Below are 21,225 nucleotides of genomic sequence, written 5' to 3'. Positions count from 1 at the left end.
CTTGGGCACGATTTTCGGCCCTCAATCGGCCCCGGCCGGCCGAGGCCTCCAGTTAACCGCTAAATTCAGAGCAGACCCCATGAAACGCGCGCCCCTCGACGACAGCTTCAAGGTCAATCACAACCCGGTCACCCTGCGCGAAATCGTGCTGGAAAAACTGCGCAGCGCCATCATGAACTTCCAACTGCTGCCCGGTGACCGCCTGGTGGAGCGCGACCTGTGCGACCGCCTCGGGGTCAGCCGCACCTCGGTGCGCGAAGCCTTGCGTCACCTGGAGTCCGAAGGCCTGGTGGAATTCGCCGACGCCAAGGGCCCGCAGGTAGCGATCATTACCCTGGCCGACGCCGTCGACATCTATGAACTGCGGTGCGTGCTCGAAGGCTTGATCGTGCAATTGTTCACCCTGCGCGCCAAGTCGAAGGACATCAAGGCCCTGGAAAAAGCCCTTGAAGAAAACCGCAAGGCCCTCAAGGACGGAGAACTGCAACAGGTCATCGACTCGGTGCAGGGCTTTTACGACGTGCTGCTCGAAGGTTCGGGCAACCATGTGGCGGCCACCCAGCTGCGCCAGTTGCAGGCCCGCATCAGCTACCTGCGCGCCACCTCGGTGTCCCAGGAAAACCGTCGCGGCACCAGCAACCAGGAAATGGAACGCATGGTCCAGGCGATCAAGAGCGGCGACCCGCTGGCCGCCCACCAGGCCTGCGTCGATCACGTGCGCGCCGCCGCCGCCGTGGCCTTGGACTACCTCAAGCGCAAACAGGAAGAAACCGGCAAGCTTCCGGAAATCACCCTGCCCATCGCGCTGAAAGAACCGCGCATCGGTCACTGACCTTGGCCAGCCCCAGCTTTTGCCCGACATGCGGCGGCAGTGACCTCGGTCACCAGCTGCCACCGGGCGATACCCATGAGCGCCTTATGTGCCGGGGCTGCGGCTATATCCACTACATCAACCCTAAGATCATCGCCGGCTGCATCATCGAGCAGGACGGCAAATACCTGCTGTGCCAACGCGCGATCCCGCCTCGCCCCGGCACCTGGACATTGCCTGCCGGTTTCATGGAAGGTGGCGAAACCACCGAACAGGCCGCGCTGCGTGAAGTGTGGGAAGAAAGCGGCGTACGTGCCGAGATCGTATCGCCCTACTCGATCTTCAGCGTGCCCAGGATCAGCGAGGTCTACATCATCTTCCGCGCCATCGCGCTGGAGATCACCGGCCAGTTCGGGCCGGAGACCCTGGATTATAAATTCTTCGCGCCCGAGGAGATTCCCTGGGACAGCATCTACTACCCGGCGATCCGGCAGATCCTTGAGCGTTATATCGAGGAACGCCAGGCTGGGGTGTATGGCATCTATATCGGGAACGATGACAGCGGCAAGATTCATTTCATCCGCTGACCGCACGGCCAAACACGGATCAAAATGTGGGAGGGGGCTTGCTCCCGATAGCAGTGTGTCAGTCAATACATGAAGTGACTGAACTACCGCTATCGGGAGCAAGCCCCCTCCCACATTTGGCCCATGTTCGGCCTGATGACCTAGGGTGCCAGCCCTTCCACAATAATAATCTGCGCCACCCCTGCCCCCTCCCGGTGCCCCTTCGCCTCCTGATATTCAGCAGACGCGTAACAGGCCACCGCCTGCTCATAGCTCTCAAACTCAATCACCACATTACGCTGCCGTGACGGCCCGCCTTCCATCGCCTCGCTGCGCCCGCCCCTGGCCAGGAACCGCCCGCCAAACTTTGCAAACGCCGCCGGCGCGCGCTGGGTGTACTGGGTGTACTGCTCTGCATCAGACACATCCACATGGGCAATCCAGTAGGCCTTCATCGTGACATCCTCTTGTTGAGTTTTTGTGGTATACCATAATACATACAACCAACAAATCGAGCACTCTCCATGTCCTTTAACAGCATCGCAGACATCATCGAAGACTACCGCCAAGGCAAGATGGTGCTCCTGGTGGACGACGAAGACCGGGAAAACGAAGGCGACCTGCTGTTGCCTGCGGCCTGCTGCACCGCCGAGACTATCAGTTTCATGGCCCGCGAAGCCCGTGGCCTGATCTGCCTGACCCTCACCGACGAACACTGCCAGCGCCTGGGCCTGGAACAGATGGTGCCAAGCAATGGCAGTGTATTCAGCACCGCGTTTACCGTGTCCATCGAAGCCGCCACTGGGGTGACCACTGGCATCTCCGCCGCCGACCGCGCGCGCACCGTGGCAGCGGCTGTCGATATCAACGCCGGGCCGGCCGACATCGTGCAGCCGGGGCATATCTTCCCCTTGCGCGCCAAGGACGGTGGCGTATTGACCCGCGCCGGCCATACCGAGGCCGGTTGCGACCTGGCGCGCCTAGCCGGGCACACCCCGGCGTCGGTGATCGTCGAAGTGATGAACGATGACGGCACCATGGCCCGCCGCCCGGAACTGGAAATCTTTGCGCGCAAGCATGGCATCAAGATCGGCACCATCGCCGACCTGATCCACTACCGCCTCAGCACCGAACGCACCGTGGTGCGCATCGGTGAACGCGAGCTGCCGACGGTGCACGGCACGTTCCGCCTGATCACCTTTGAAGACCGCATCGACGGCGGCGTCCACATGGCAATGGTCATGGGCCAGTTGCGCCGCGATACCCCTGCGCTGGTACGCGTGCACGTGATCGACCCGCTGCGCGACTTGGTCGGCGCAGACTACAGCGGCCCGTCCAACTGGACGCTGTGGGCGGCCCTGCAACGTGTCGCCGCTGAAGGCAGCGGCGTGGTGGTGGTGCTGGCTAACCATGAGTCGTCCCAGGCGCTGCTGGAACGCGTGCCGCAACTGACCCAGGCGCCGCGCCAGTTCAACCGTTCGCAGTCGCGCATCTATTCTGAAGTGGGCACCGGGGCGCAGATCTTGCAGGACCTCGGCGTCGGCAAGCTGCGTCACCTCGGCCCGCCCCTCAAATACGCCGGGCTGACCGGCTACGACTTGGAGGTGATCGAGAGCATTCCCTTCACCGAATGACGGATAACCGGTAAGGCAAAATGCTTGCACAAAGTTTGGAATACCATAATATGATATTCCATAGACCGAACGCTTCTGCCAAGTGCGCCCGCCAGGGAGAGCACCAATAACAGCCCTTGGCACGGTCGCCTTTTGGGGTCTCGATTAGAGGCTCCCGATGGACCTACTGCTCCCGATAGGCGGGCATTACCAAGCCCGCTCAATAACAAAACAAATGAGGGCGTGAAAATGGTGTTGAACAAACGTGCAACCGCGGTACTGTTCGCGGGTTTATTGGCTACGGCCACTCACGCGGCCCTGGCAGCCGAAAGCGTCAATTTCGTGAGCTGGGGCGGTAGCACCCAGGATGCGCAGAAGCAGGCCTGGGCCGACCCGTTCAGCAAGGCCAGCGGCATTACCGTGGTCCAGGATGGCCCCACCGACTACGGCAAACTCAAGGCCATGGTCGAAAGCGGCAACGTGCAGTGGGACGTGGTGGATGTGGAGGCCGACTTCGCCTTGCGTGCCGCCGCCGAAGGCCTGCTCGAACCCCTCGACTTCTCGGTGATCCAGCGCGACAAGATCGACCCGCGCTTCGTCTCCGACCATGGTGTGGGCTCGTTCTTCTTCTCCTTCGTGCTCGGCTACAACGAAGGCAAGCTCGGCGCCGGTAAGCCTCAGGACTGGACCGCGCTGTTCGACACCAAGACCTACCCCGGCAAACGTGCCCTCTACAAATGGCCAAGCCCCGGCGTGCTCGAACTGGCGCTGCTGGCCGACGGCGTCCCCGCCGACAAACTCTACCCCCTGGACCTGGACCGCGCCTTCAAGAAGCTCGACACCATCAAGAAAGACATCGTGTGGTGGGGCGGCGGCGCGCAGTCGCAACAGTTGCTGGCGTCCGGCGAAGTCAGCATGGGCCAGTTCTGGAACGGTCGCATCCACGCCCTGCAGGAAGACGGCGCGCCCGTGGGCGTGAGCTGGAAGCAGAACCTGGTGATGGCCGACATCCTCGTCGTGCCTAAAGGTTCGAAAAACAAAGCGGCTGCGATGAAATTCCTGGCCAATGCCAGCAGCGCCAAGGGCCAGGCGGATTTTTCCAACCTGACCGCCTACGCACCGGTGAACATCGACAGCGTGCAGCGCCTGGATTCGGTGCTCGCGCCGAACCTGCCGACTGCCTACGTCAAGGACCAGATCACCCTCGATTTCGCCTACTGGGCCAAGAACGGCCCGGCCATTGCGACACGGTGGAATGAATGGCTAGTCAAATGAAAATGACGGCAACCACACCGACCGGGAGCGCCCTCGGCGCTGCCGGCGCGGTTTCGGCCAAGGCCGGGGCGCCGTCCCTGGCGCAGCGCTGGCGGGGGTCGAGCAACCTGATCCCGGCCCTGTTGTTCCTCGGCCTGTTCTTCCTGGCGCCGCTGATCGGCCTGTTGCTGCGCGGCGTGCTGGAGCCGGTGCCGGGCCTGGGCAACTATGAACAGCTGTTCGCCAACTCGGCCTATGCCCGAGTGCTGCTCAACACGTTCTCGGTGGCGGGCCTGGTGACCCTGTTCAGCCTGCTGCTGGGCTTTCCGCTGGCCTGGGCGATCACCCTGGTGCCACGCGGCTGGGGACGCTGGATCCTCAACATCGTGCTGCTGTCGATGTGGACCAGCCTGCTCGCCCGCACCTACTCCTGGCTGGTCTTGCTGCAAGCCTCCGGGGTGATCAACAAGGCGCTGATGGCCATGGGCATCATCGATGTGCCCCTGGAGATGGTGCACAACCTCACGGGCGTGGTAATCGGCATGAGCTACATCATGATCCCGTTCATCGTGCTGCCGTTGCAGGCGACCATGCAAGCCATCGACCCGATGATCCTGCAGGCCGGCTCGATCTGCGGCGCCAGCCCGTGGACCAACTTCTTCCGCGTCTTCCTGCCGCTGTGCCGGCCGGGCTTGTTTTCCGGCGGCCTGATGGTGTTCGTGATGTCCCTCGGTTACTACGTCACCCCGGCGCTGCTCGGCGGTGCGCAGAACATGATGCTGCCCGAGTTCATCATCCAGCAGGTGCAATCGTTCCTTAATTGGGGCCTGGCCAGTGCCGGCGCCGCGTTGCTGATCTTCATCACGCTGGTGCTGTTCTACTTCTACCTGAAGCTCCAGCCGGAATCCCCGGTTGGCGCCAGCAACGCGAGGTAAGCCGTCATGCTCCTGACCCCCAATGCCATGAGCCGCAGGATGCGCTTGGGCCTCTACACCACCACCGGATTGATTGGCCTTTTCCTGCTGCTGCCGATTGTGTTTATCGTGCTGCTGTCGTTCGGCTCGTCGCAATGGCTGGTGTTCCCGCCGCCCGGCTGGACGCTGAAATGGTACGGCCAGTTCTTCTCCAACGCCGATTGGATGAACGCGGCCATGGCCAGCCTCAAGGTGGCCGTGTTGACCACCGTGTTCGCCGTCGCCCTGGGCCTGCCTACCGCGTTTGCCCTGGTGCGCGGGCGCTTCCCCGGCCGCGAATTGCTCTACGGCCTATTCACCCTGCCGATGATCGTGCCCTTGGTGATCATCGCCGTGGCGGTGTACGCGCTGTTCCTCAAGCTCGGCTACACCGGCACGATGTTCGCGTTTGTGGTCAGCCATGTGATCGTTGCGCTGCCGTTCACCATCATCTCGATCATCAACTCGCTGAAGCTGTTCGACCAGTCGATTGAAGACGCGGCGGTGATCTGCGGCGCCTCGCGCTTGCAGGCCGTGTTCAAGGTGACCTTCCCGGCGATTCGCCCGGGGATGGTGGCCGGCGCACTGTTCGCCTTTCTGGTCTCGTGGGACGAAGTGGTGCTCAGCGTGATGATGGCCAGCCCTACCCTGCAAACCCTTCCCGTAAAAATGTGGACCACCCTGCGCCAGGACCTGACGCCTGTGATCGCCGTCGCGTCGACGCTGCTGATCGGCCTCTCGGTGCTGGTCATGGTGATTGCCGCCGCCGTTCGCCGGCGTACCGAAACCCGCGCCTGAGCGCCGAGGAGAAGAACATGAGTGCAGTGATCAACGATGTCGCACAGAGCCAAGGCCAACCCCTGGTCAGCCTGCGTAACCTGAACAAGCACTACGGTGAATTCGCTGCCGTGGACAACATCTCGCTGGACATCCAGGACGGCGAATTCCTCACCTTCCTCGGCTCCAGCGGCTCGGGCAAAAGCACCACGCTGTCGATGCTGGCCGGCTTCGAAACGCCGAGCAGCGGCGAGATTCTGGTCAGCGGCCAATCACTGGTCAATGTGCCGCCGCACAAGCGCGACATCGGCATGGTGTTCCAGCGTTACTCGCTGTTCCCGCATTTGTCGGTGCGCGACAACATCGCCTTCCCCCTGGCGATTCGCAAACTGGCCAGCGCCGAACGCGAAAAGCGCGTCGACGCCATGCTCAAGCTGGTGCAGCTTGAGCAATTTGCGCATCGCCGCCCTTCGCAACTGTCCGGCGGCCAGCAGCAACGGGTCGCCATCGCCCGCGCGCTGGTGTACGAGCCACGCATCCTGTTGATGGACGAACCCCTCGGCGCCCTCGACAAGAAGCTGCGTGAAGACCTGCAAGACGAACTGCGCCAGCTGCACCGGCGCCTGGGCATCACCATCGTCTACGTGACCCACGACCAGGAAGAAGCCATGCGCCTGTCCCAGCGCATCGCGATTTTCAGCCACGGCAAAATCGTCGGCCTGGGCAGCGGCTTCGACCTCTACCAGAACCCGCCGAACGCGTTTGTCGCCTCGTTCCTCGGCAACTCCAACTTCCTCAAGCTCAAGGCCCAGGGGAACGCAGTGGCGTCGTTCGAAGGCCAGGCGCTGTCGATCCGCCTGACCACCGGGCTGCACACCGAGCAGGACGTGCTGCTGATGGTACGCCCGGAAAAAGCCTTGGCGCTGAGCGTCGAACAGGCCGCCGAACAACCGCTGGCGGCGGGCTGGAATGAAGTGTCGGCGATTGTCGGTGAAGTGCTGTTCCTCGGCGAAAGCCAGACCTGCACCGTGAAAACCCTGGGCGGCACGTCGATGACGGTCAAGGCGCTGTCCGCTGCCGGCATGCCGCTCAAGGCCGGCGACCCGGTGCGTGTGCGCTGGGCGACGGCGGATGCGTGTGTGTATACGGAGTGGGCCGAAAGCGACCTGAACAAGGCCGCAGGCGCGCATTGAATCCCATGTGGGAGGGGGCTTGCCCCCGATAGCGTTGTGTCAGTTAAAGATGCATTCACTGACACTCCCTCATCGGGGGCAAGCCCCCTCCCACATTTGAAGTGCGTTTATCCGTCAACTCTTGCGCTCGAAAATCGCCCCCTCGATCCCCAGCACTTCGCGGGTATCGGCATAGATCCCCATGCCCTTCTCCCATACCTGCTTGATCGACTGATCCGCGCAGCGAATCTGGTAATTGAGTTCGAACGGCTCCTGCCGTGACAGCGCGTATTGCACCTCGCGCCATACATAGTCGGCATCCTGCGCCAGGATCAGGCTGTTGTAGGTGAACTCATGGTTGTCCACCAGGCGCTCGGCGGGGTAGCCAGTGAGTTGCAGGCAGCCCGCGCTGACGAATTCCATGGTCCAGTCGCGGTTGTTGCGGCCGCGATAGATCAGCCCCGGCATGCTGTCGAGCAAGCTCATGCTGCTGCGCTGGCTGGCCTGCAAGGCGATTTCGCGGCGTTTGTGGGCCGTAACGTCCCCGGCCACCAGGTAGAAGCCTTGGGGGCCGCGCTTGAGGCTGATGTCAAACCAGCGCAATTCGCCGCTGGGGTGCACAAAACGCAGGCGCTGGTTGAATGAGGTGTCGGGGCGGCGGCGCAGTTCATTCAAGGCCTGGCGCCATAGCGGGCGGTCTTCCTGGTGCACGTAGTCCATCAGGTTACGCTCCGCGCCGTGCGGGCCCATCAACGCGGCCCAGGCCAGGTTGGAGTGGGCGATCTGGCCGTTGTCGCGCAGTTGCACTAAGGCGGCGGGAAAGCAATCCATCACGTCCATGGGCGGCGGCGCAAATGCTTCGGGGCTGTCCCTCATCTAGTGGCGCTCCTCGTGTTTCATCAAGGCGCCGCTGTGCACCCAGGCCGCCAGCTCCAGGCGCGAATGCAGGCCGAGTTTCTGCAACAGGCTGCGCACGTAGATCTTCACCGTGCCGTCGCTGATTCCCAGTTCACGACCGATCTGTTTATTGCTCATGCCGGCGGCGATCAGCGCCAGGGTCTGGCCTTCGCGCTCGGTGAGGTTGCCGCTGTCGATGGGGTCGCACGACGGCGATGGCTCAGCCTGGTCAGCGAGCAAGGCAATCAGGGTCGAGTCCAGTACGATCGCGCCCTTGTGACAGTTGCGCATATACGCCAGCAACGCATCCGGCTCGGTTTCCTTGAGCACATAACCGCTGGCACCCAGGCGCAAGGCCGTGAGCAACTCGGCGCGGTCCATGGAGGCGGTGAGCACCACCACCTGGCAATCCAGGCGCAACTGGCGCAGTTCATCCAGTACCTGCAAACCGCTGAGGCCGGGCATGTGCAAATCCAGCAGCACCTGTTGCGGCGTCAGGCTCACGGCCAGGTTGATGCCCTCGCGGCCGCTGGCCGCCTGCCCCACCACTTCGAAGTCGCCGCTGGCATCGAACAACTGCGCCAGGCCCTTGCGAAACAACGGGTGATCATCGATCAGTAATAAGGTCGTGCAGTCCATCGAGACTCCCCTGTGGCAGATCGTGGTGGCGACGCAGGCCAAGGTGCACACGCACCCCGTGCGGGCGGATCGCCTCTATGCTCAGCCGTGCACCGATGCTGGCGGCGCGCTCGCGGATAATCGCCAGGCCGAAATGGTTGTGCTCGTCGCAGGCCGGGATCAAGCCGATGCCATCGTCTTCCACCGACACCGAGGCGTCGCCCTCCTGGGTCTGGCGCAGTTCGATCCGCACGTGGCGCGCGTGGGAATGCCGCACTGCGTTGGTCAGGGCCTCGCGGATGATCTGCAGGATCTGCAATTCGGTTTCCGGGCTCAGGGCGTCGTCGGCCAGGCGGTTGTCGAGTTCGAAGACAATGATGCAACGCCGCGAGAACTCCGCGACCGAGTCGGCCAGGGCCTGGCGCAGCGAGCGCCCGTCCATGGTCAGGCGCGCACTGGTGATCAGCTCGCGCACCTGGCGTTGCAGTTGGCTCAGGCCGGTGCACAGGTCCTGCAGGGCCGGCTCGCCCAGTTGCGACTGCAAGCCATGGGCCTGGAACGACAGGTAGCCCAACTGCTGCGCTACCGAATCGTGCAGCTCACGGGCCAGGGCGCCGTGGCGGGAAGTCGCCTGTTTGCGCTGCTGCTCACGGTTGTGGCAGCGCAGGCGTACGGTCACGCCCACCGCCTGCGCCGCCTCCTCCAGTATCCGGCGCCAACTGGCACCGGCCCGCCGAGGGGTGTCGAGCAGCAATGCGCCCTTTTCACCCTCGGGCAAGGCGCACACCAGACGGTGTACGCCCCTTTGCCGGCAAGGTCCGCAGGCTTGGGGAGCGTCCGTCACGCTGGCGTCGCGCCAGGGGCAGCGCGCGACGGCCTGGCAGCCGTCGACCGCCCCTCGCCGCGTCGGGCCCAGGTCTTCGCCGCCGAGGATCAGGTTAAGCCTGGCAGGCGGCAGCAGTGCGTCGAAACGGTCCAAGAAACCCGACAAGGCACCGTCAGCGTGCAGGGGCAACCCGGCCAACAACCTGCGCACGCTGCGCGCCTGTTCGGGGCGTACAGGCCCCAACCAGAGCGGCCAGCCTTTTGGTCGTGTCAGCACTCTTTGATAACTCCCCGTCCGGTTGCTCTGCGTGGTCAAGAAGCCCAGCAACTTCCATGCCCCGAATGGCCGGCGCACAAGGCTTATCTCCAAAGGCATAGCCCTTTTTCCAGATTGAGAACATTTTCCCCATAGGAAAGTATCTCTCCCAACAGGAAACAAAAACGCACCGTGGAGAGCCCGCATGACGCCTACCCGCAGCCGCCCCATCGTGGTGATGCAATCCGCCGCCGCCCGCGCAGCGTTCATCAGCGAACTGCACATGCCCGTGCTGTTGAACGGCGAACACCCTGACTTTGCGCGGCGCCTGCAACACACGTTGGCCAGCGCCACCGTGGGTTGCCGGCTTTACCTGCTGGGCGACGAAGCCTTTATCTGGCGTGTGCACGGGGAGGCCCGTGCCGCGGGCCTGGAAGACGACGAGATCGACATGACCTGCACCACGCAAGGCCTGCGCCAGGTGTATTGCGCGCACTGCGGCCTAACGCAGGCGGCCGGGCCGGCGCCGCTGTTGAACTGCATCGGCTGCCACGTCGGGCTGGAGGTCCGCACGCATTTTTCCCGGCGCCTGGGGGCGTACCTCGGCGTGTGCATCAACCCTGACCAGCCCTACGCGGGGTTCCAGCCATGAGCACGGCCCTCAACGTCCAGGTCAGCGCAGCACGCATGCTCACGCCCGTCGTTCGCGAATTCACCCTGACGCCCGCCACGGGCAGCCTGCCCGGCTTCTCGCCCGGCAGCCATGTGCAGGTGCACCTGCCGCTGGCCGAAGGCACGGTGCGCAACGCCTATTCACTCACCAGCGACCCGGCGCACCCCCAGCACTATCGCATTGCCGTGCGCCTGCAAGACGCCTCGCGCGGTGGCTCGCAGTACCTGCACAGGCAGGTGCAGGTCGGCGACACCTTGCAGATTTCGCCGCCGGCCAATCTGTTCGCACCCCATGGCACCGCGCGCCTGCATATCCTCATCGCCGCCGGGATCGGGATCACGCCGTTCATGGCCTATATCGCCGTAATGGAACAACAGCAGGCCGACTTCGAACTGCATTACCTGTTCCGCCGCGGCCTCAGCGACGCCTATCTCGACGAACTGCAACAGCGCCTCGGCCCGCGCCTGCACACCTACGACCGGCGCCCGGACCTGAGCCCAATCCTCGGCAACCGGCCGCTGGGCAGCCACGTCTACACCTGTGGTCCGCAGCCCTTGCTTGAGGCGGTTGAGCAACACGCCGCCCGCCTCGGCTGGCCGCTCAAGCGCGTGCATTCGGAAGCCTTCAAGGGCGCACAACCCGGCCAGCCGTTCGACCTGCACCTGCTGCGCAGCGGCCGACGACTGCGGGTCGAGGCCGAGCAAAGCCTGCTCGAGGCCCTGGAACAGGCCGGCCTGCAAGTGCCCAACCTGTGCCGTGGCGGGGTCTGCGGGCAATGCATCACGCGCCACCAAGGCGGCGCCATCGAACACCGTGACAGCTTCCTCAGCCCGGCCGAGCAGGCCGACTTTCTGATGCCCTGCGTCTCGCGCGGCAGCGGCCCCTGCGTTTCGCTGGACCTATAGGAGTGAGTGCCATGCCCCTGCAAACGAGCCCCGTGCTGAGCTATCGCGACGATTTCAGTTTTCGCAACAGCCCGGCAGCGATCCGCCGTTTTCCCTTTCCCTTTATCGAGGACAGCTACCTGTACTCGGTGAACATCGAACCGGCCATCTCCCGCGACCCCGGCTCGATCTATGAGCACGCCTTCGACATCGACGAGCACTACCGCTCGGAAATGGCCGAGCGCGCCCTGGTGTTGGACAAAGACCCGCGCCGCTACCTGGTGATGCCACACATGCAAGTGGCCGCCTGGGATGCACTGCAGATGATCATGGAGCACCTGGCTACCGACTACCCGCAGTGGTTCAGCCTGGTGCAAGACGGCGAGCGCTGGCAGTGGCGCAACCACCTGCTGGACATCGACCAGCCCTTCATCTTCGGCGATGCCACCAGCCTGCCCTGCGCGCCGCTGGAGTACATCGGCCGCCAGGTGCAGGGGGATTTCGCCCTGCTCGACCAGCGCGACGGCGACCTGTACATGGACGCCGGCCTGGTCACCAGCCCGGCCGACTGGTCGTTGGCGTTCGACGCCGGCATGAGTTTCAAGCAATGGCACGCACCGGTGCCCATGGCCCATCAGATGGGCGTGTTCGAGCGCGCACTGAAGTACCTGCTCAATTTGCAGGTCGGCCAGCCGGTACGGCGCTTGAACTGGACCCTGACCATCAACCCGCGCCTGGATTCGTCGCCGGAAACCTTCCATGAATGGGGCGCCGATCGCGGCCAGATCACCGCCGAGAACGTCGGGCAGCAGGTACACCTGCGAGTCGAGCTGCAAGTGATGGCGCGCCTGCCGCGCAGCCACGCGGTGATGTTCAGCATCCGTACCTACCTGATCAGCCTGGACGAGCTGGTCACGCAACCCGGCTGGGGCTGTCGCCTGCACCGCGTGCTGCGCGACCTGCCCGACCCCATCGCCGACTACAAGGGCATGACCCGCTACCGCCACACGCTGGTCGAGTGGTTGAGCCAGTTCGACCCACAGGCCTGACGCCCCCTCTTCTACGACAAGGAACCTCAAATGACCCACTCATGGCGTATTTCTGCATTGGCCGAACGGCACCGCGCCCTCGGCTCCCTCCTCGAAGACTGGAACGGCATGGGCACTGCCTGGACCTACAGCAGTGACCTCGCCGACCACCACCAGGCGATCCGTACCCGCGCCGGGTTGATGGACGTGTCGGGGCTGAAAAAAGTCCACTACGTGGGACCCCACGCCGAGAGCCTGTTGCAGTGGGCCACCACCCGCGACATCGCTAAGCTTTACCCCGGCAAATCGGTCTACGCCTCGATGCTCGATGAGGACGGCAAGTTCGTTGATGACTGCATCGTCTACCGCACCGGCCCCAACGCGTTCATGGTGGTACATGGCGCCGGCACCGGGCATGAAATGCTCGTGCGCTCGGCCCAGGGCCGGCAAGTGGCGGTGCTGTTCGATGACGACCTGCACGACCTGTCGCTGCAAGGTCCGTTGGCGGTGGATTTCCTCGCTGAACACGTGCCCGGCATCCGCCAACTGGCGTACTTCCATCACCTGCAAACCCGCCTGTTCGACCGTCCGGTGATGATCTCCCGCACCGGCTACACCGGCGAGCGCGGCTACGAGATTTTCTGCAAGGCCGCCGATGCGCCGTTCCTGTGGGACAGCATCCTTGAACAAGGGGCGAGCCTGGGGATCATCCCCTGCGCCTTCACCGCCCTGGACTGGCTGCGGGTGGAAAGCTCGCTGATGTTCTTCCCCTACGACAACTCGCAGATGTACCCCTTCGCCGACCAGAAGGCCGGCGACACCCTCTGGGAAATGGGCCTGGACTTCACCGTTTCCCCTGGCAAGCACGCCTTCCGTGGCGCCGAAGAACACCTGCGCCTGCGCGGCCAGGAGCGTTTCAAGATCACCGGCGTGCTGCTTGAGGGCGTCCGCGCCGCCGAGGCTGGCGACACCTTGTGGCAAGGCAACCAGCAAGTCGGCGTGATCACCTGCGGCATGTATTCGCGCCTGAGCAAACGCTCGATGGCCATCGCGCGCATGAGCGTCGCCTGTTCCGAACCCGGTATTGCCTTGCAGGTACGCGGCAGCCTTGAGGCCAGCGCCAGCACCCACGCCCTGCCCTTCGACGACCCGCAAAAAACCAAGCGCACGGCCAAGGGCTGAGCCTTCCTTCACGCAATTCAGGAGCCTTCGATGGACGCCTCACGCGAACATTACATCCTCAAGATCACCTGCCCGGCGGCGTCCGGGATTGTCGCCGCGATCAGCGCGTGCCTGGCCCAACAGCAGTGCTACATCAGCGAGCTGGCGCAGTTCGACGACGAGTTCACCGGGCAGTTTTTCATGCGCGCGGTGTTCCGTTTCAACACCGGCGTGAGCGGCGACATCGGTGCCCTGCGCAACGGCCTCGGCGACCTCGCCGGTGGCTTCGACATGCACTGGCAGTTGTTCAGCTCACGCCAACCGACCCGCGTGCTGCTGATGGTCAGCAAGTTCGACCACTGCCTCACCGACCTGCTCTACCGCCACCGCAAGGGCGAGATGGACATGCACATCACCGCCGTGGTCTCCAACCACCTGGACCTGCGGGCGATGGCCGAGCGCGAAGGCATTCGTTTCATCTACCTGCCGATCACCCAGGACACCAAGGCCCGCCAGGAAGCCGAGCTGATGCGCATCGTCGAAGACACCCAGACCGACCTGGTGGTGCTCGCGCGCTACATGCAGATCCTGTCCGACGGCCTGTGCCAGCAACTGTCGGGCCGGGCGATCAATATCCACCACTCGTTCCTGCCCGGTTTCAAGGGCGCCAAGCCCTACCACCAGGCCTATGACCGTGGCGTCAAGCTGATCGGCGCCACCGCTCACTACGTCACCAGCGACCTGGATGAGGGCCCGATCATCGAGCAGGAAATCCAGCGCGTCGACCATACCCACTTGCCCGACTCGCTGGTCGCCATCGGCCGTGACACCGAAACCGTGGCCCTTTCCAAAGCCCTGAAATACCACCTGGAACACCGGGTGTTCATCAACCAGGACAAGACAGTGATCTTTCGCTGAACCCTTCAGGAGGCGCGCTCATGACCCTACGTGTTGCAATCATCGGCGCCGGCCCGTGTGGCCTGGCGCAACTTCGCGCGTTCCAGTCGGCCCGCGACAAAGGTGCCGCCATCCCCGAACTGGTGTGCTTCGAGAAACAGCAGGACTGGGGCGGCATGTGGAACTACACCTGGCGCACCGGCCTCGACGAGAACGGCGAGCCGGTGCACGGCAGCATGTACCGCTACCTGTGGTCCAACGGCCCCAAGGAATGCCTGGAGTTCGCCGACTACACCTTCGAAGAGCACTTCGGCCGGCCCATCGGTTCGTACCCGCCGCGTGAAGTGCTGTGGGACTACATCAAGGGCCGCGTGGAAAAGGCCGGCGTGCGCGACTACATCCGCTTCAACAATGTGGTGCGCCAAGTCACCTTCGACGCACAGACCCAGCGCTTCACCCTCTATGCCCACGACTACACCAGCGACACCTTGACCTGCGAAGCATTCGACTACGTGATCAACGCCTGCGGCCACTTCTCCACGCCCAAGGTGCCGTACTTCGAAGGCTTCGAACAGTTTGCCGGTCGCATCCTGCATGCCCACGATTTTCGCGAGGCGCTGGAGTTCAAGGACAAGGACCTGCTGATTATCGGCAGCAGCTATTCGGCCGAGGACATCGGCTCGCAATGCTACAAATACGGCGCGCGCAGCATCACCAGTTGCTACCGCAGCGCGCCCATGGGCTATGCCTGGCCGGATAACTGGGAAGAAAAACCGCTGCTCCAGCGCCTGGAAAACAACCGCGCGTACTTTGTCGATGGCAGCAGCAAGCACATCGACGCGGTGATCCTGTGCACCGGCTACAAGCACCACTTCCCGTTCCTGCCGGACGAACTGAGCCTCAAGACCGACAACCGCCTGTGGCCGATGAACCTCTACAAGGGCGTGTTCTGGGAACCCAACCCCCGCCTGATCTACCTGGGCATGCAGGACCAGTGGTACTCCTTCAACATGTTCGACGCCCAGGCCTGGTATGCCCGCGATGTGATCCTCGGGCGCATACCACTGCCCGGCCACGCTGACATGGTCGCCGACAGCCAAGCGTGGCACGCACGGGAACAGGCCCTGGAAACCAACCAGCAGATGTTCGAGTACCAGGGCGCCTACATCCAGCAACTGGTGGACGCCACCGACTACCCGAGTTTCGACATCGCCGCCGTCAACGAAACCTTTCTGCACTGGAAGCACGACAAGGCGGAAAACATCATGGGCTATCGCGACAAGTCCTATCGCTCGCTGATGACCGGCACCCAGTCGCCGCCGCACCACACGCCGTGGTTGCAGGCTCTGGATGACTCGATGGCGGCCTACTTGGGAGAGCCCACGACCCCCATCAAGTCGGTCGGCTGATGATGAATGCACCCCGTGTTTCCCATCCCCGAGAACCCGGGCTGTTTGCCCGCGCGCCGAACCTGGAACGCTACCGCGTGGCCGCCGGCGGTGTGACCCTGGTCGACTTGCAACCCGGCGACGGCCTGCACGTGATCGACGTCGAAGGCCGGCAAACCTGCACACTGCTGGCCCTCGACGCTGGCGGTCGCAGCGCGCTGGCAAGCTGGGGGCTGAACGCGTCAACGGCTTGCTGTGTGCCTGGGCGTATCGGCCAGGCGCTCCAGCGGCGCGGCATCGACGCACAGGCATTGCCGCTGGCCGCCTCGCTATGGGACGCCGACAGCCCGCCCGGCCACAGCCGGCAGTTTGTCGCCGAGGACGCGCTGCTGGTGATTGTCGCCGCCCCCGCCGAGGCTACGGCCGTCGACCGGCAATACCGGCCCAGCGAGCTGCGCCTGATAGTGACGCGGGCCAACCCGTCGCCGCTGCTGGTGCCCGCCCTGCCCGAGCCGTTGGGCGATGTACTCGACGAATTCACCCTGCGCGCGGGCACGGCCCACAGCTACACCGTCGCCAAGGGGCAGTACATCCAGGTGCTGGACGTCGCGGGCCGCCAGTGTTCGGACTTCGTCGCCCTTGACCGGCGAGCCCTGGATCGCGGCGTGGAACTGGACCTGGACCAGACCGTCACGCGCACGCTGAACGGCAGCGCGTATCCGGCACCGGGGCTGTTTTCGAAGTTTTTCGACCGCCATATGCAACCGATGCTGGAGGTGGTGCAAGACACAGTCGGGCGCCACGATTCATTCGCCCTGGCCTGCGCGGCGCGCTACTACGAAACCCATGGCTATTTCGGGCACGACAACTGCAGCGACAACCTCAGCCGCGTCCTTGCGCCCCAGGGCGTGCAGGCGCGCAACGGCTGGCCGGCGATCAATTTCTTCTTCAACACCGGCATCGATGCGCACCAGCAGATGACCCTGGATGAACCCTGGTCGCGGCCCGGCGATTACGTGCTGCTGCGGGCCATGAACGACCTGCTGTGCGGCAGTACCTCGTGCCCGGATGACATTGACCCGGCCAACGGCTGGAACCCGACCGATATCCATGTCCGCATCTACAGCGAGAAGGAGCGTTTTTCCATCGCCATGAGCACTCGAACCACGGCGGATGCCGACCCGATCCTCACCCGTGAGTCCGCGTTCCACTCACGCACCCGCGCCCTCACCGGCAGCTTCACCGACTACCGCAATTGGTGGCTGCCACTGCGCTACGACGGTTACGGCGTGACTGAGGAATACCTCGGTTGCCGCGAACGGGTGGCGGTGATGGACCTGACCGCCCTGCGCAAATTCGAAATCATCGGCCCCGACGCCGAAGCCCTGTTGCAGTACTGCCTGACCCGCGACGTACGGCGCCTGGCGGTGGGCCAGGTGGTGTATTCGGCAATGTGTCACGCCCACGGCGGCATGCTCGACGACGGCACCCTGCTGCGCCTGGGCCCGGACAACTTCCGCTGGATCTGCGGCGAAGACTACGCCGGCGTGTGGTTGCGCGAGCAGGCACAGAAACTGGGCATGAAGGTGTGGGTCAAGTCGGCCAGTGAGCAGATTCACAACCTGGCGGTGCAAGGGCCGCTGAGTCGCGAGCTGCTCAAGCAGATGGTCTGGACCCCGCCCACGCAACCGAGTGTGGAAACCCTCGGCTGGTTTCGCTTCCTGGTCGGTCGGCTGGACGGTTTCGACGGCTGCCCGTTGATGATCTCCCGCACCGGCTACACCGGCGAACTGGGCTTTGAGGTGTGGTGCCAGCCCGAAGACGCCGTACAGGTCTGGGACCGCATCTGGCAACTCGGCCAACCCTTGGGCCTGGTGCCCCTGGGCCTGGAAGCCCTGGACCTGCTGCGCATCGAAGCCGGGCTGATTTTCGCCGGCTACGACTTCAGCGACCAGACCGATCCGTTCGAGGCCGGTATCGGTTTCAGCGTGCCGCTCAAGAGCAAGACGGATGACTTTATCGGTCGCGACGCCCTGCTACGGCGCAGCACCCACCCCAGCCACAAACTGGTCGGCCTGCACCTGAGCGGCAACGAGGTCGCCCACCACGGCGACCCGGTGTACCAGGGCCGCGCCCAGGTCGGGGTGATCACCAGTGCCTGCCGCTCACCGCTGCTGGCCAGCAATATCGCGCTGTGCCGGGTCGACGTGAGCTGCGCCGAGCCCGGCACTGAACTTGAGATCGGCAAAGTCGATGGCCTGCAGAAGCGCATCAGCGCCACGGTCAGCGCCGCGATTTTCTACGACCCGGACAAAAGCCGGGTGCGCAGCTGATCGTCCCGAAACGGGAGTGCCAGCGCATTTTGACTGCCCCAACCTAACCGCTATTCAGACATGGGAATACGAAGATGGAAGCGACGACGTTCGAGGCTGTACCGCAGGCTGCCGGCTCGGTGGGCAGCCTGCACCGCAAGATCGATTGGCGCGGGGCATTCTGGGTCGCCAGTGGCGTACCCGCGCTGGTGTTGTTCTCCATCGGTGCGATTGCCGCCACGGTGGGCAAACCGGCGTGGATCGTGTGGATCGTGTCGATCCTGTTCGGGTTTATCCAGGCCTTCACCTACGCCGAGATCGCGGGGCTGTTCCCGCACAAATCCGGCGGCGCCTCGGTGTACGGCGCGGTGGCCTGGGTGCGCTACAGCAAGCTGATCGCACCGGTGTCGGTGTGGTGCAACTGGCTGGCTTGGTCACCGGTGCTGTCCATCGGTTCGGGGCTGGCGGCGGGGTATATCCTCACGGCGCTGTTTCCCGCCGATGCGTTGATCAACACCTGGCAACTGACGCTGCTGGACCTGGGCTGGGTGAAAAGCGGCCTGTCGTTGCGCATCAACGCGACGTTCGCCATTGGTTTGTTGATTTTGCTCACGGTGTTTGCCGTGCAGCACGGCGGCATCCTGCGCTCGGCACGGCTGACCCTGGTGCTCGGCGTCACCTCGTTGATTCCGCTGCTGCTGGTGGGCGTGGTGCCGTTGTTCACCGGGGATGCGACCCAGGCCAACTTCCTGCCGCTGTACCCCTTGGCCCATGACGCAGCCGGGCAAGTCATCGATGGGCCATGGGATATGTCCGGCTGGTCATTGATGGCCGGCGGGCTGTTCATGGCGGCGTGGTCCACCTACGGCTTTGAAACGGCGGTGTGCTACACCCGCGAATTCAAGGACCCCAAGCGCGACACCTTCAAGGCGATCTTCTACGCCGGCCTGCTGTGCATCCTGGTGTTCACCCTGGTGCCGCTGGCGTTTCAAGGCAGCCTCGGGCTGGGGCAACTGGTGACGCCAGCGGTGCTCGACGCCAGCGGCGCAGTCGTCACGCCCGCGGTGTACAGCGGCCTGCTCTCGCCGGCGATCTACAGCGGCATGGGCGTTGGCCAGGTGATGGCCGACAGCATCGGCGGCGGCAAGGTGGTGGCCAATATCGTATTGATCATGCTGGTGCTGGCGACGTTGCTGGCGATCATGACCTCGATGTCCGGCTCGTCGCGAACGTTGTACCAGGCGTCGGTGGACGGTTGGCTGCCCAAGTACCTGGGGCGCACCAACGAACATGGCGCGCCGACGGCGGCGATGTGGACCGACCTGTCGTTCAACCTGCTGCTGTTGCTGATGTCGGACTACGTATTCGTGCTTGCGGCTTCAAACGTCAGCTACATCATTTTCAACTTCCTCAACCTCAATGCCGGCTGGATCCACCGTCTTGACCGCCCCGACTGGGTGCGCCCGTACAAAGCCCCCACCGTACTGCTGGCGGCCGGCGGCGTGCTGAGTTTCGTCAACCTGGCCTGCATGGGCCTGGGCGCGGACATCTGGGGCGCGGGCACGCTGGTCACCGGCTTGTTGCTGGCGCTGCTGATCCTGCCGGTGTTCTGCTACCGCCACTATGTGCAGGACAAGGGCCGCTTCCCCGCCGCCATGCTCACTGACCTGTATATCCAGGCCGATGACGGCCAACGCCGCGCCGGCTGGCTGCCCTATGCCACGCTGGTCGCCGGTGTGCTGGTGGTGTATGCCTGCCATCAACTGGTAGCCTGAGCCTTCTGGCCTGCCTATGGCTGAGGGATTCTTGTCCCTCAGCGCCTTGATTCCCCCAGACAACGGTGACGCTTTTGACCAGTTCTCTCCCCACGCTTGCCCGCGATATTGACGGCAAGGCCATCTCTGCGCGGGTGCTCGATGAGGTTCGCGAAGAGGTCCTGCTGCTTGCCTCACAGCAGATCTACCCGGCCCTGGCAGTATTGCTGGTGGGCGACGACCCGGCCAGCCACGTCTACGTGCGCAATAAACTGCTGCGGGCCAAGGACGTCGGGATTCGCTCCCTGGAATACCGGCTGCCGGAGGATGCCAGCCAGGCGCAGGTGCTCGACCTGCTTGCCCAGTTGAATGCCGACACATCGGTCAACGGCATCCTGGTGCAATTGCCGCTGCCGGCGCAGATCGACGAAGCGGCGGTGATCCACGCGATCGACCCGATCAAGGATGTGGATGGCTTCCACCGCGAAAACGTCGGCGGCCTGGTGCAAGGCATCGAAGTGCTCACGCCCTGCACACCCAGCGGCTGCATGCGCCTGCTGCACGAAACCTGCGGCGACTTGAGCGGCTTGCACGCGGTGGTGATCGGTCGTTCGAACATTGTCGGCAAACCCATGGCGACCTTGCTGCTGCAAGCCAACTGCTCGGTCAGCGTAGTGCACTCGCGCAGCGTCGATGCACCGGCGTTGTGCCGCTTGGCCGACATCGTCGTCGCCGCCGTGGGCCGACCCCAGTTGATCGATGCCCGTTGGCTCAAGCCCGGCGCAGTGGTGATCGATGTGGGCATCAACCGCATCACGACCGAGACCGGCACGCGGTTGGTGGGGGATGTGGACTACGCCAGCGCACGCACCGTGGCCAGCGCGATCACGCCAGTGCCCGGCGGTGTGGGGCCGATGACGATAGCCTACTTGCTGAAGAACACCCTGGTGGCGAGCCAGTTGCAACGCAGCAAGGCAAATGAGGGAGGGAGCTTGCCCCCGATGGCCGTGACTCAGCTACAACCAAGCTGACTGACAGACCGCTGTCGGCGCATAGGTATCCACAACGGTAACCACGATGCGAAGCGAGCCGCTCTTGATCTTGCTTTAGCTCTTGATCTCAGGCGCCCCGTCAACCACGCTGGCCGGAATTCGATATTGATTTGGGGGGTAAACCGGCAGGGATGCCGGTTTAGCCGCCCCGCGCCATGGATGGCGCGTGGCGGCGGCCCCCCAAATCAATGTCGGATTACGGGCACACCGAGCCTAGGCGAGGTGCCGAGTGGTGGGGCGAAGGCTTTTTGCTTACTTTTGGGCCTCTCCAAAAGTGAGTCGCTGTAAGAGCGAAACCATAAGCAGCCGTTACCGCAGCAACGGATATGTACTC

The 21,225-nt window shown here is 63.9% G+C and carries 20 protein-coding genes; 16 read left to right on the top strand and 4 right to left on the bottom strand.

The features are described 5' to 3' along the window. Positions 1-79 precede the first annotated feature (79 nt). Both AO064_RS04885 and AO064_RS04880 read left to right on the top strand, forming a co-directional pair. Positions 80-832, top strand: coding sequence for a GntR family transcriptional regulator (locus AO064_RS04885; protein WP_064052600.1), 753 nt, complete (start codon positions 80-82; stop codon positions 830-832). 2 nt (positions 833-834) lie between these two features. Further along, a complete protein-coding gene (locus tag AO064_RS04880) occupies positions 835-1,398 on the top strand; it encodes an NUDIX hydrolase (RefSeq protein WP_046035753.1) in 564 nt (187 codons plus the stop codon). A gap of 140 nt (positions 1,399-1,538) precedes the next feature. Here the strand turns inward: AO064_RS04880 and AO064_RS04875 are convergent, their stop codons facing one another. Beyond that, positions 1,539-1,832: a DUF1330 domain-containing protein gene (locus tag AO064_RS04875; RefSeq protein ID WP_012723570.1), complete on the bottom strand. Its 294-nt coding sequence runs from the start codon at positions 1,830-1,832 to the stop codon at positions 1,539-1,541. Positions 1,833-1,901: 69 nt separating this feature from the next. On the opposite strand from AO064_RS04875, the gene ribBA reads away from it, so the two are divergent. The 5 genes from ribBA (at position 1,902) to AO064_RS04850 (ending at position 7,167) form a co-directional block, all read left to right on the top strand. Further along, positions 1,902-3,011, top strand: a complete 1,110-nt coding sequence (ribBA, locus tag AO064_RS04870) for a bifunctional 3,4-dihydroxy-2-butanone-4-phosphate synthase/GTP cyclohydrolase II (RefSeq protein ID WP_064052599.1) — start codon at positions 1,902-1,904, stop codon at positions 3,009-3,011. A gap of 228 nt (positions 3,012-3,239) precedes the next feature. Further along, entirely contained in the window at positions 3,240-4,265 is a 1,026-nt protein-coding gene (locus tag AO064_RS04865; protein WP_012723568.1) for an ABC transporter substrate-binding protein, read from the top strand. Next, positions 4,262-5,179 (top strand): ABC transporter permease, encoded by a 918-nt coding sequence (locus tag AO064_RS04860; protein WP_064052598.1) that lies wholly within the window; start codon positions 4,262-4,264, stop codon positions 5,177-5,179. Before AO064_RS04865 ends, AO064_RS04860 begins: the two co-directional genes overlap by 4 nt. Positions 5,180-5,185: 6 nt before the next feature. After that, positions 5,186-5,995, top strand: a complete 810-nt coding sequence (locus AO064_RS04855; RefSeq protein ID WP_010567348.1) for an ABC transporter permease — start codon at positions 5,186-5,188, stop codon at positions 5,993-5,995. Positions 5,996-6,012: 17 nt separating this feature from the next. Continuing rightward, positions 6,013-7,167: an ABC transporter ATP-binding protein gene (locus AO064_RS04850; protein ID WP_064052597.1), complete on the top strand. Its 1,155-nt coding sequence runs from the start codon at positions 6,013-6,015 to the stop codon at positions 7,165-7,167. 114 nt (positions 7,168-7,281) lie between these two features. Here the strand turns inward: AO064_RS04850 and AO064_RS04845 are convergent, their stop codons facing one another. From AO064_RS04845 to AO064_RS04835, 3 genes are read right to left on the bottom strand one after another with little or no spacing between them, the layout of a single operon-like run. Continuing rightward, complete coding sequence (locus AO064_RS04845) at positions 7,282-8,022, bottom strand: PAS domain-containing protein (protein ID WP_064052596.1); 741 nt, start codon at positions 8,020-8,022, stop codon at positions 7,282-7,284. After that, entirely contained in the window at positions 8,023-8,682 is a 660-nt protein-coding gene (locus AO064_RS04840) for a response regulator (protein WP_046035758.1), read from the bottom strand. Further along, positions 8,651-9,697: an ATP-binding protein gene (locus tag AO064_RS04835; RefSeq protein ID WP_046035770.1), complete on the bottom strand. Its 1,047-nt coding sequence runs from the start codon at positions 9,695-9,697 to the stop codon at positions 8,651-8,653. Before AO064_RS04835 ends, AO064_RS04840 begins: the two co-directional genes overlap by 32 nt. 250 nt (positions 9,698-9,947) lie before the next feature. Between AO064_RS04835 and AO064_RS04830 the strand changes: the two genes are divergently transcribed. From AO064_RS04830 to AO064_RS04790, 9 genes are all read left to right on the top strand, one after another. After that, the gene (locus tag AO064_RS04830; RefSeq protein ID WP_064052595.1) at positions 9,948-10,394 is read left to right on the top strand and encodes a dimethylamine monooxygenase subunit DmmA family protein; all 447 of its coding nucleotides are present in this window, start codon (positions 9,948-9,950) and stop codon (positions 10,392-10,394) included. Beyond that, on the top strand, positions 10,391-11,320 hold the full coding sequence (locus tag AO064_RS04825; RefSeq protein WP_064052594.1) for a PDR/VanB family oxidoreductase: 930 nt from the start codon (positions 10,391-10,393) through the stop codon (positions 11,318-11,320). Before AO064_RS04830 ends, AO064_RS04825 begins: the two co-directional genes overlap by 4 nt. An 11-nt stretch (positions 11,321-11,331) precedes the next feature. Next, positions 11,332-12,348, top strand: coding sequence for a heme-dependent oxidative N-demethylase family protein (locus AO064_RS04820; RefSeq protein WP_064052593.1), 1,017 nt, complete (start codon positions 11,332-11,334; stop codon positions 12,346-12,348). 30 nt (positions 12,349-12,378) lie between these two features. Then, positions 12,379-13,509 (top strand): aminomethyl transferase family protein, encoded by a 1,131-nt coding sequence (locus AO064_RS04815; protein WP_064052592.1) that lies wholly within the window; start codon positions 12,379-12,381, stop codon positions 13,507-13,509. 30 nt (positions 13,510-13,539) lie between these two features. Beyond that, complete coding sequence (purU, locus tag AO064_RS04810) at positions 13,540-14,406, top strand: formyltetrahydrofolate deformylase (protein ID WP_012723558.1); 867 nt, start codon at positions 13,540-13,542, stop codon at positions 14,404-14,406. Between the two features lie 20 nt (positions 14,407-14,426). Further along, positions 14,427-15,794 carry an NAD(P)-binding domain-containing protein gene (locus AO064_RS04805; protein WP_064052591.1) on the top strand — a complete coding sequence of 456 codons (1,368 nt, stop codon included), beginning with the start codon at positions 14,427-14,429 and terminating at the stop codon, positions 15,792-15,794. A 2-nt stretch (positions 15,795-15,796) separates the two neighbouring features. Further along, positions 15,797-18,106, top strand: a complete 2,310-nt coding sequence (locus AO064_RS04800) for a trimethylamine N-oxide demethylase (RefSeq protein ID WP_064052590.1) — start codon at positions 15,797-15,799, stop codon at positions 18,104-18,106. 74 nt (positions 18,107-18,180) lie between these two features. Further along, a complete protein-coding gene (locus tag AO064_RS04795; RefSeq protein ID WP_012723555.1) occupies positions 18,181-19,860 on the top strand; it encodes an APC family permease in 1,680 nt (559 codons plus the stop codon). A 74-nt stretch (positions 19,861-19,934) separates the two neighbouring features. Next, entirely contained in the window at positions 19,935-20,870 is a 936-nt protein-coding gene (locus AO064_RS04790; RefSeq protein ID WP_064052589.1) for a bifunctional 5,10-methylenetetrahydrofolate dehydrogenase/5,10-methenyltetrahydrofolate cyclohydrolase, read from the top strand. Positions 20,871-21,225 lie beyond the last annotated feature (355 nt).

The sequence above is a fragment of the Pseudomonas marginalis genome (assembly GCF_001645105.1).
GTDB lineage: Bacteria > Pseudomonadota > Gammaproteobacteria > Pseudomonadales > Pseudomonadaceae > Aquipseudomonas > Aquipseudomonas petroselini.
Note: the sequence above shows the minus strand (reverse complement) of the source record. Positions and strands in the feature narration are given on the sequence as shown.

What these genes read in the sequence shown, in the direction of transcription:
- AO064_RS04885 (WP_064052600.1), top strand. Translation starts at nt 80, where the DNA reads ATGAAACGCGCGCCCCTCGACGACAGCTTCAAGGTCAATCACAACCCG.
- AO064_RS04875 (WP_012723570.1), bottom strand. Translation starts at nt 1,832, where the DNA reads ATGAAGGCCTACTGGATTGCCCATGTGGATGTGTCTGATGCAGAGCAG.
- ribBA (WP_064052599.1), top strand. Translation starts at nt 1,902, where the DNA reads ATGTCCTTTAACAGCATCGCAGACATCATCGAAGACTACCGCCAAGGC.
- AO064_RS04865 (WP_012723568.1), top strand. Translation starts at nt 3,240, where the DNA reads ATGGTGTTGAACAAACGTGCAACCGCGGTACTGTTCGCGGGTTTATTG.
- AO064_RS04860 (WP_064052598.1), top strand. Translation starts at nt 4,262, where the DNA reads ATGAAAATGACGGCAACCACACCGACCGGGAGCGCCCTCGGCGCTGCC.
- AO064_RS04855 (WP_010567348.1), top strand. Translation starts at nt 5,186, where the DNA reads ATGCTCCTGACCCCCAATGCCATGAGCCGCAGGATGCGCTTGGGCCTC.
- AO064_RS04850 (WP_064052597.1), top strand. Translation starts at nt 6,013, where the DNA reads ATGAGTGCAGTGATCAACGATGTCGCACAGAGCCAAGGCCAACCCCTG.
- AO064_RS04845 (WP_064052596.1), bottom strand. Translation starts at nt 8,022, where the DNA reads ATGAGGGACAGCCCCGAAGCATTTGCGCCGCCGCCCATGGACGTGATG.
- AO064_RS04840 (WP_046035758.1), bottom strand. Translation starts at nt 8,682, where the DNA reads ATGGACTGCACGACCTTATTACTGATCGATGATCACCCGTTGTTTCGC.
- AO064_RS04830 (WP_064052595.1), top strand. Translation starts at nt 9,948, where the DNA reads ATGACGCCTACCCGCAGCCGCCCCATCGTGGTGATGCAATCCGCCGCC.
- AO064_RS04825 (WP_064052594.1), top strand. Translation starts at nt 10,391, where the DNA reads ATGAGCACGGCCCTCAACGTCCAGGTCAGCGCAGCACGCATGCTCACG.
- AO064_RS04820 (WP_064052593.1), top strand. Translation starts at nt 11,332, where the DNA reads ATGCCCCTGCAAACGAGCCCCGTGCTGAGCTATCGCGACGATTTCAGT.
- AO064_RS04815 (WP_064052592.1), top strand. Translation starts at nt 12,379, where the DNA reads ATGACCCACTCATGGCGTATTTCTGCATTGGCCGAACGGCACCGCGCC.
- purU (WP_012723558.1), top strand. Translation starts at nt 13,540, where the DNA reads ATGGACGCCTCACGCGAACATTACATCCTCAAGATCACCTGCCCGGCG.
- AO064_RS04805 (WP_064052591.1), top strand. Translation starts at nt 14,427, where the DNA reads ATGACCCTACGTGTTGCAATCATCGGCGCCGGCCCGTGTGGCCTGGCG.
- AO064_RS04800 (WP_064052590.1), top strand. Translation starts at nt 15,797, where the DNA reads ATGAATGCACCCCGTGTTTCCCATCCCCGAGAACCCGGGCTGTTTGCC.
- AO064_RS04795 (WP_012723555.1), top strand. Translation starts at nt 18,181, where the DNA reads ATGGAAGCGACGACGTTCGAGGCTGTACCGCAGGCTGCCGGCTCGGTG.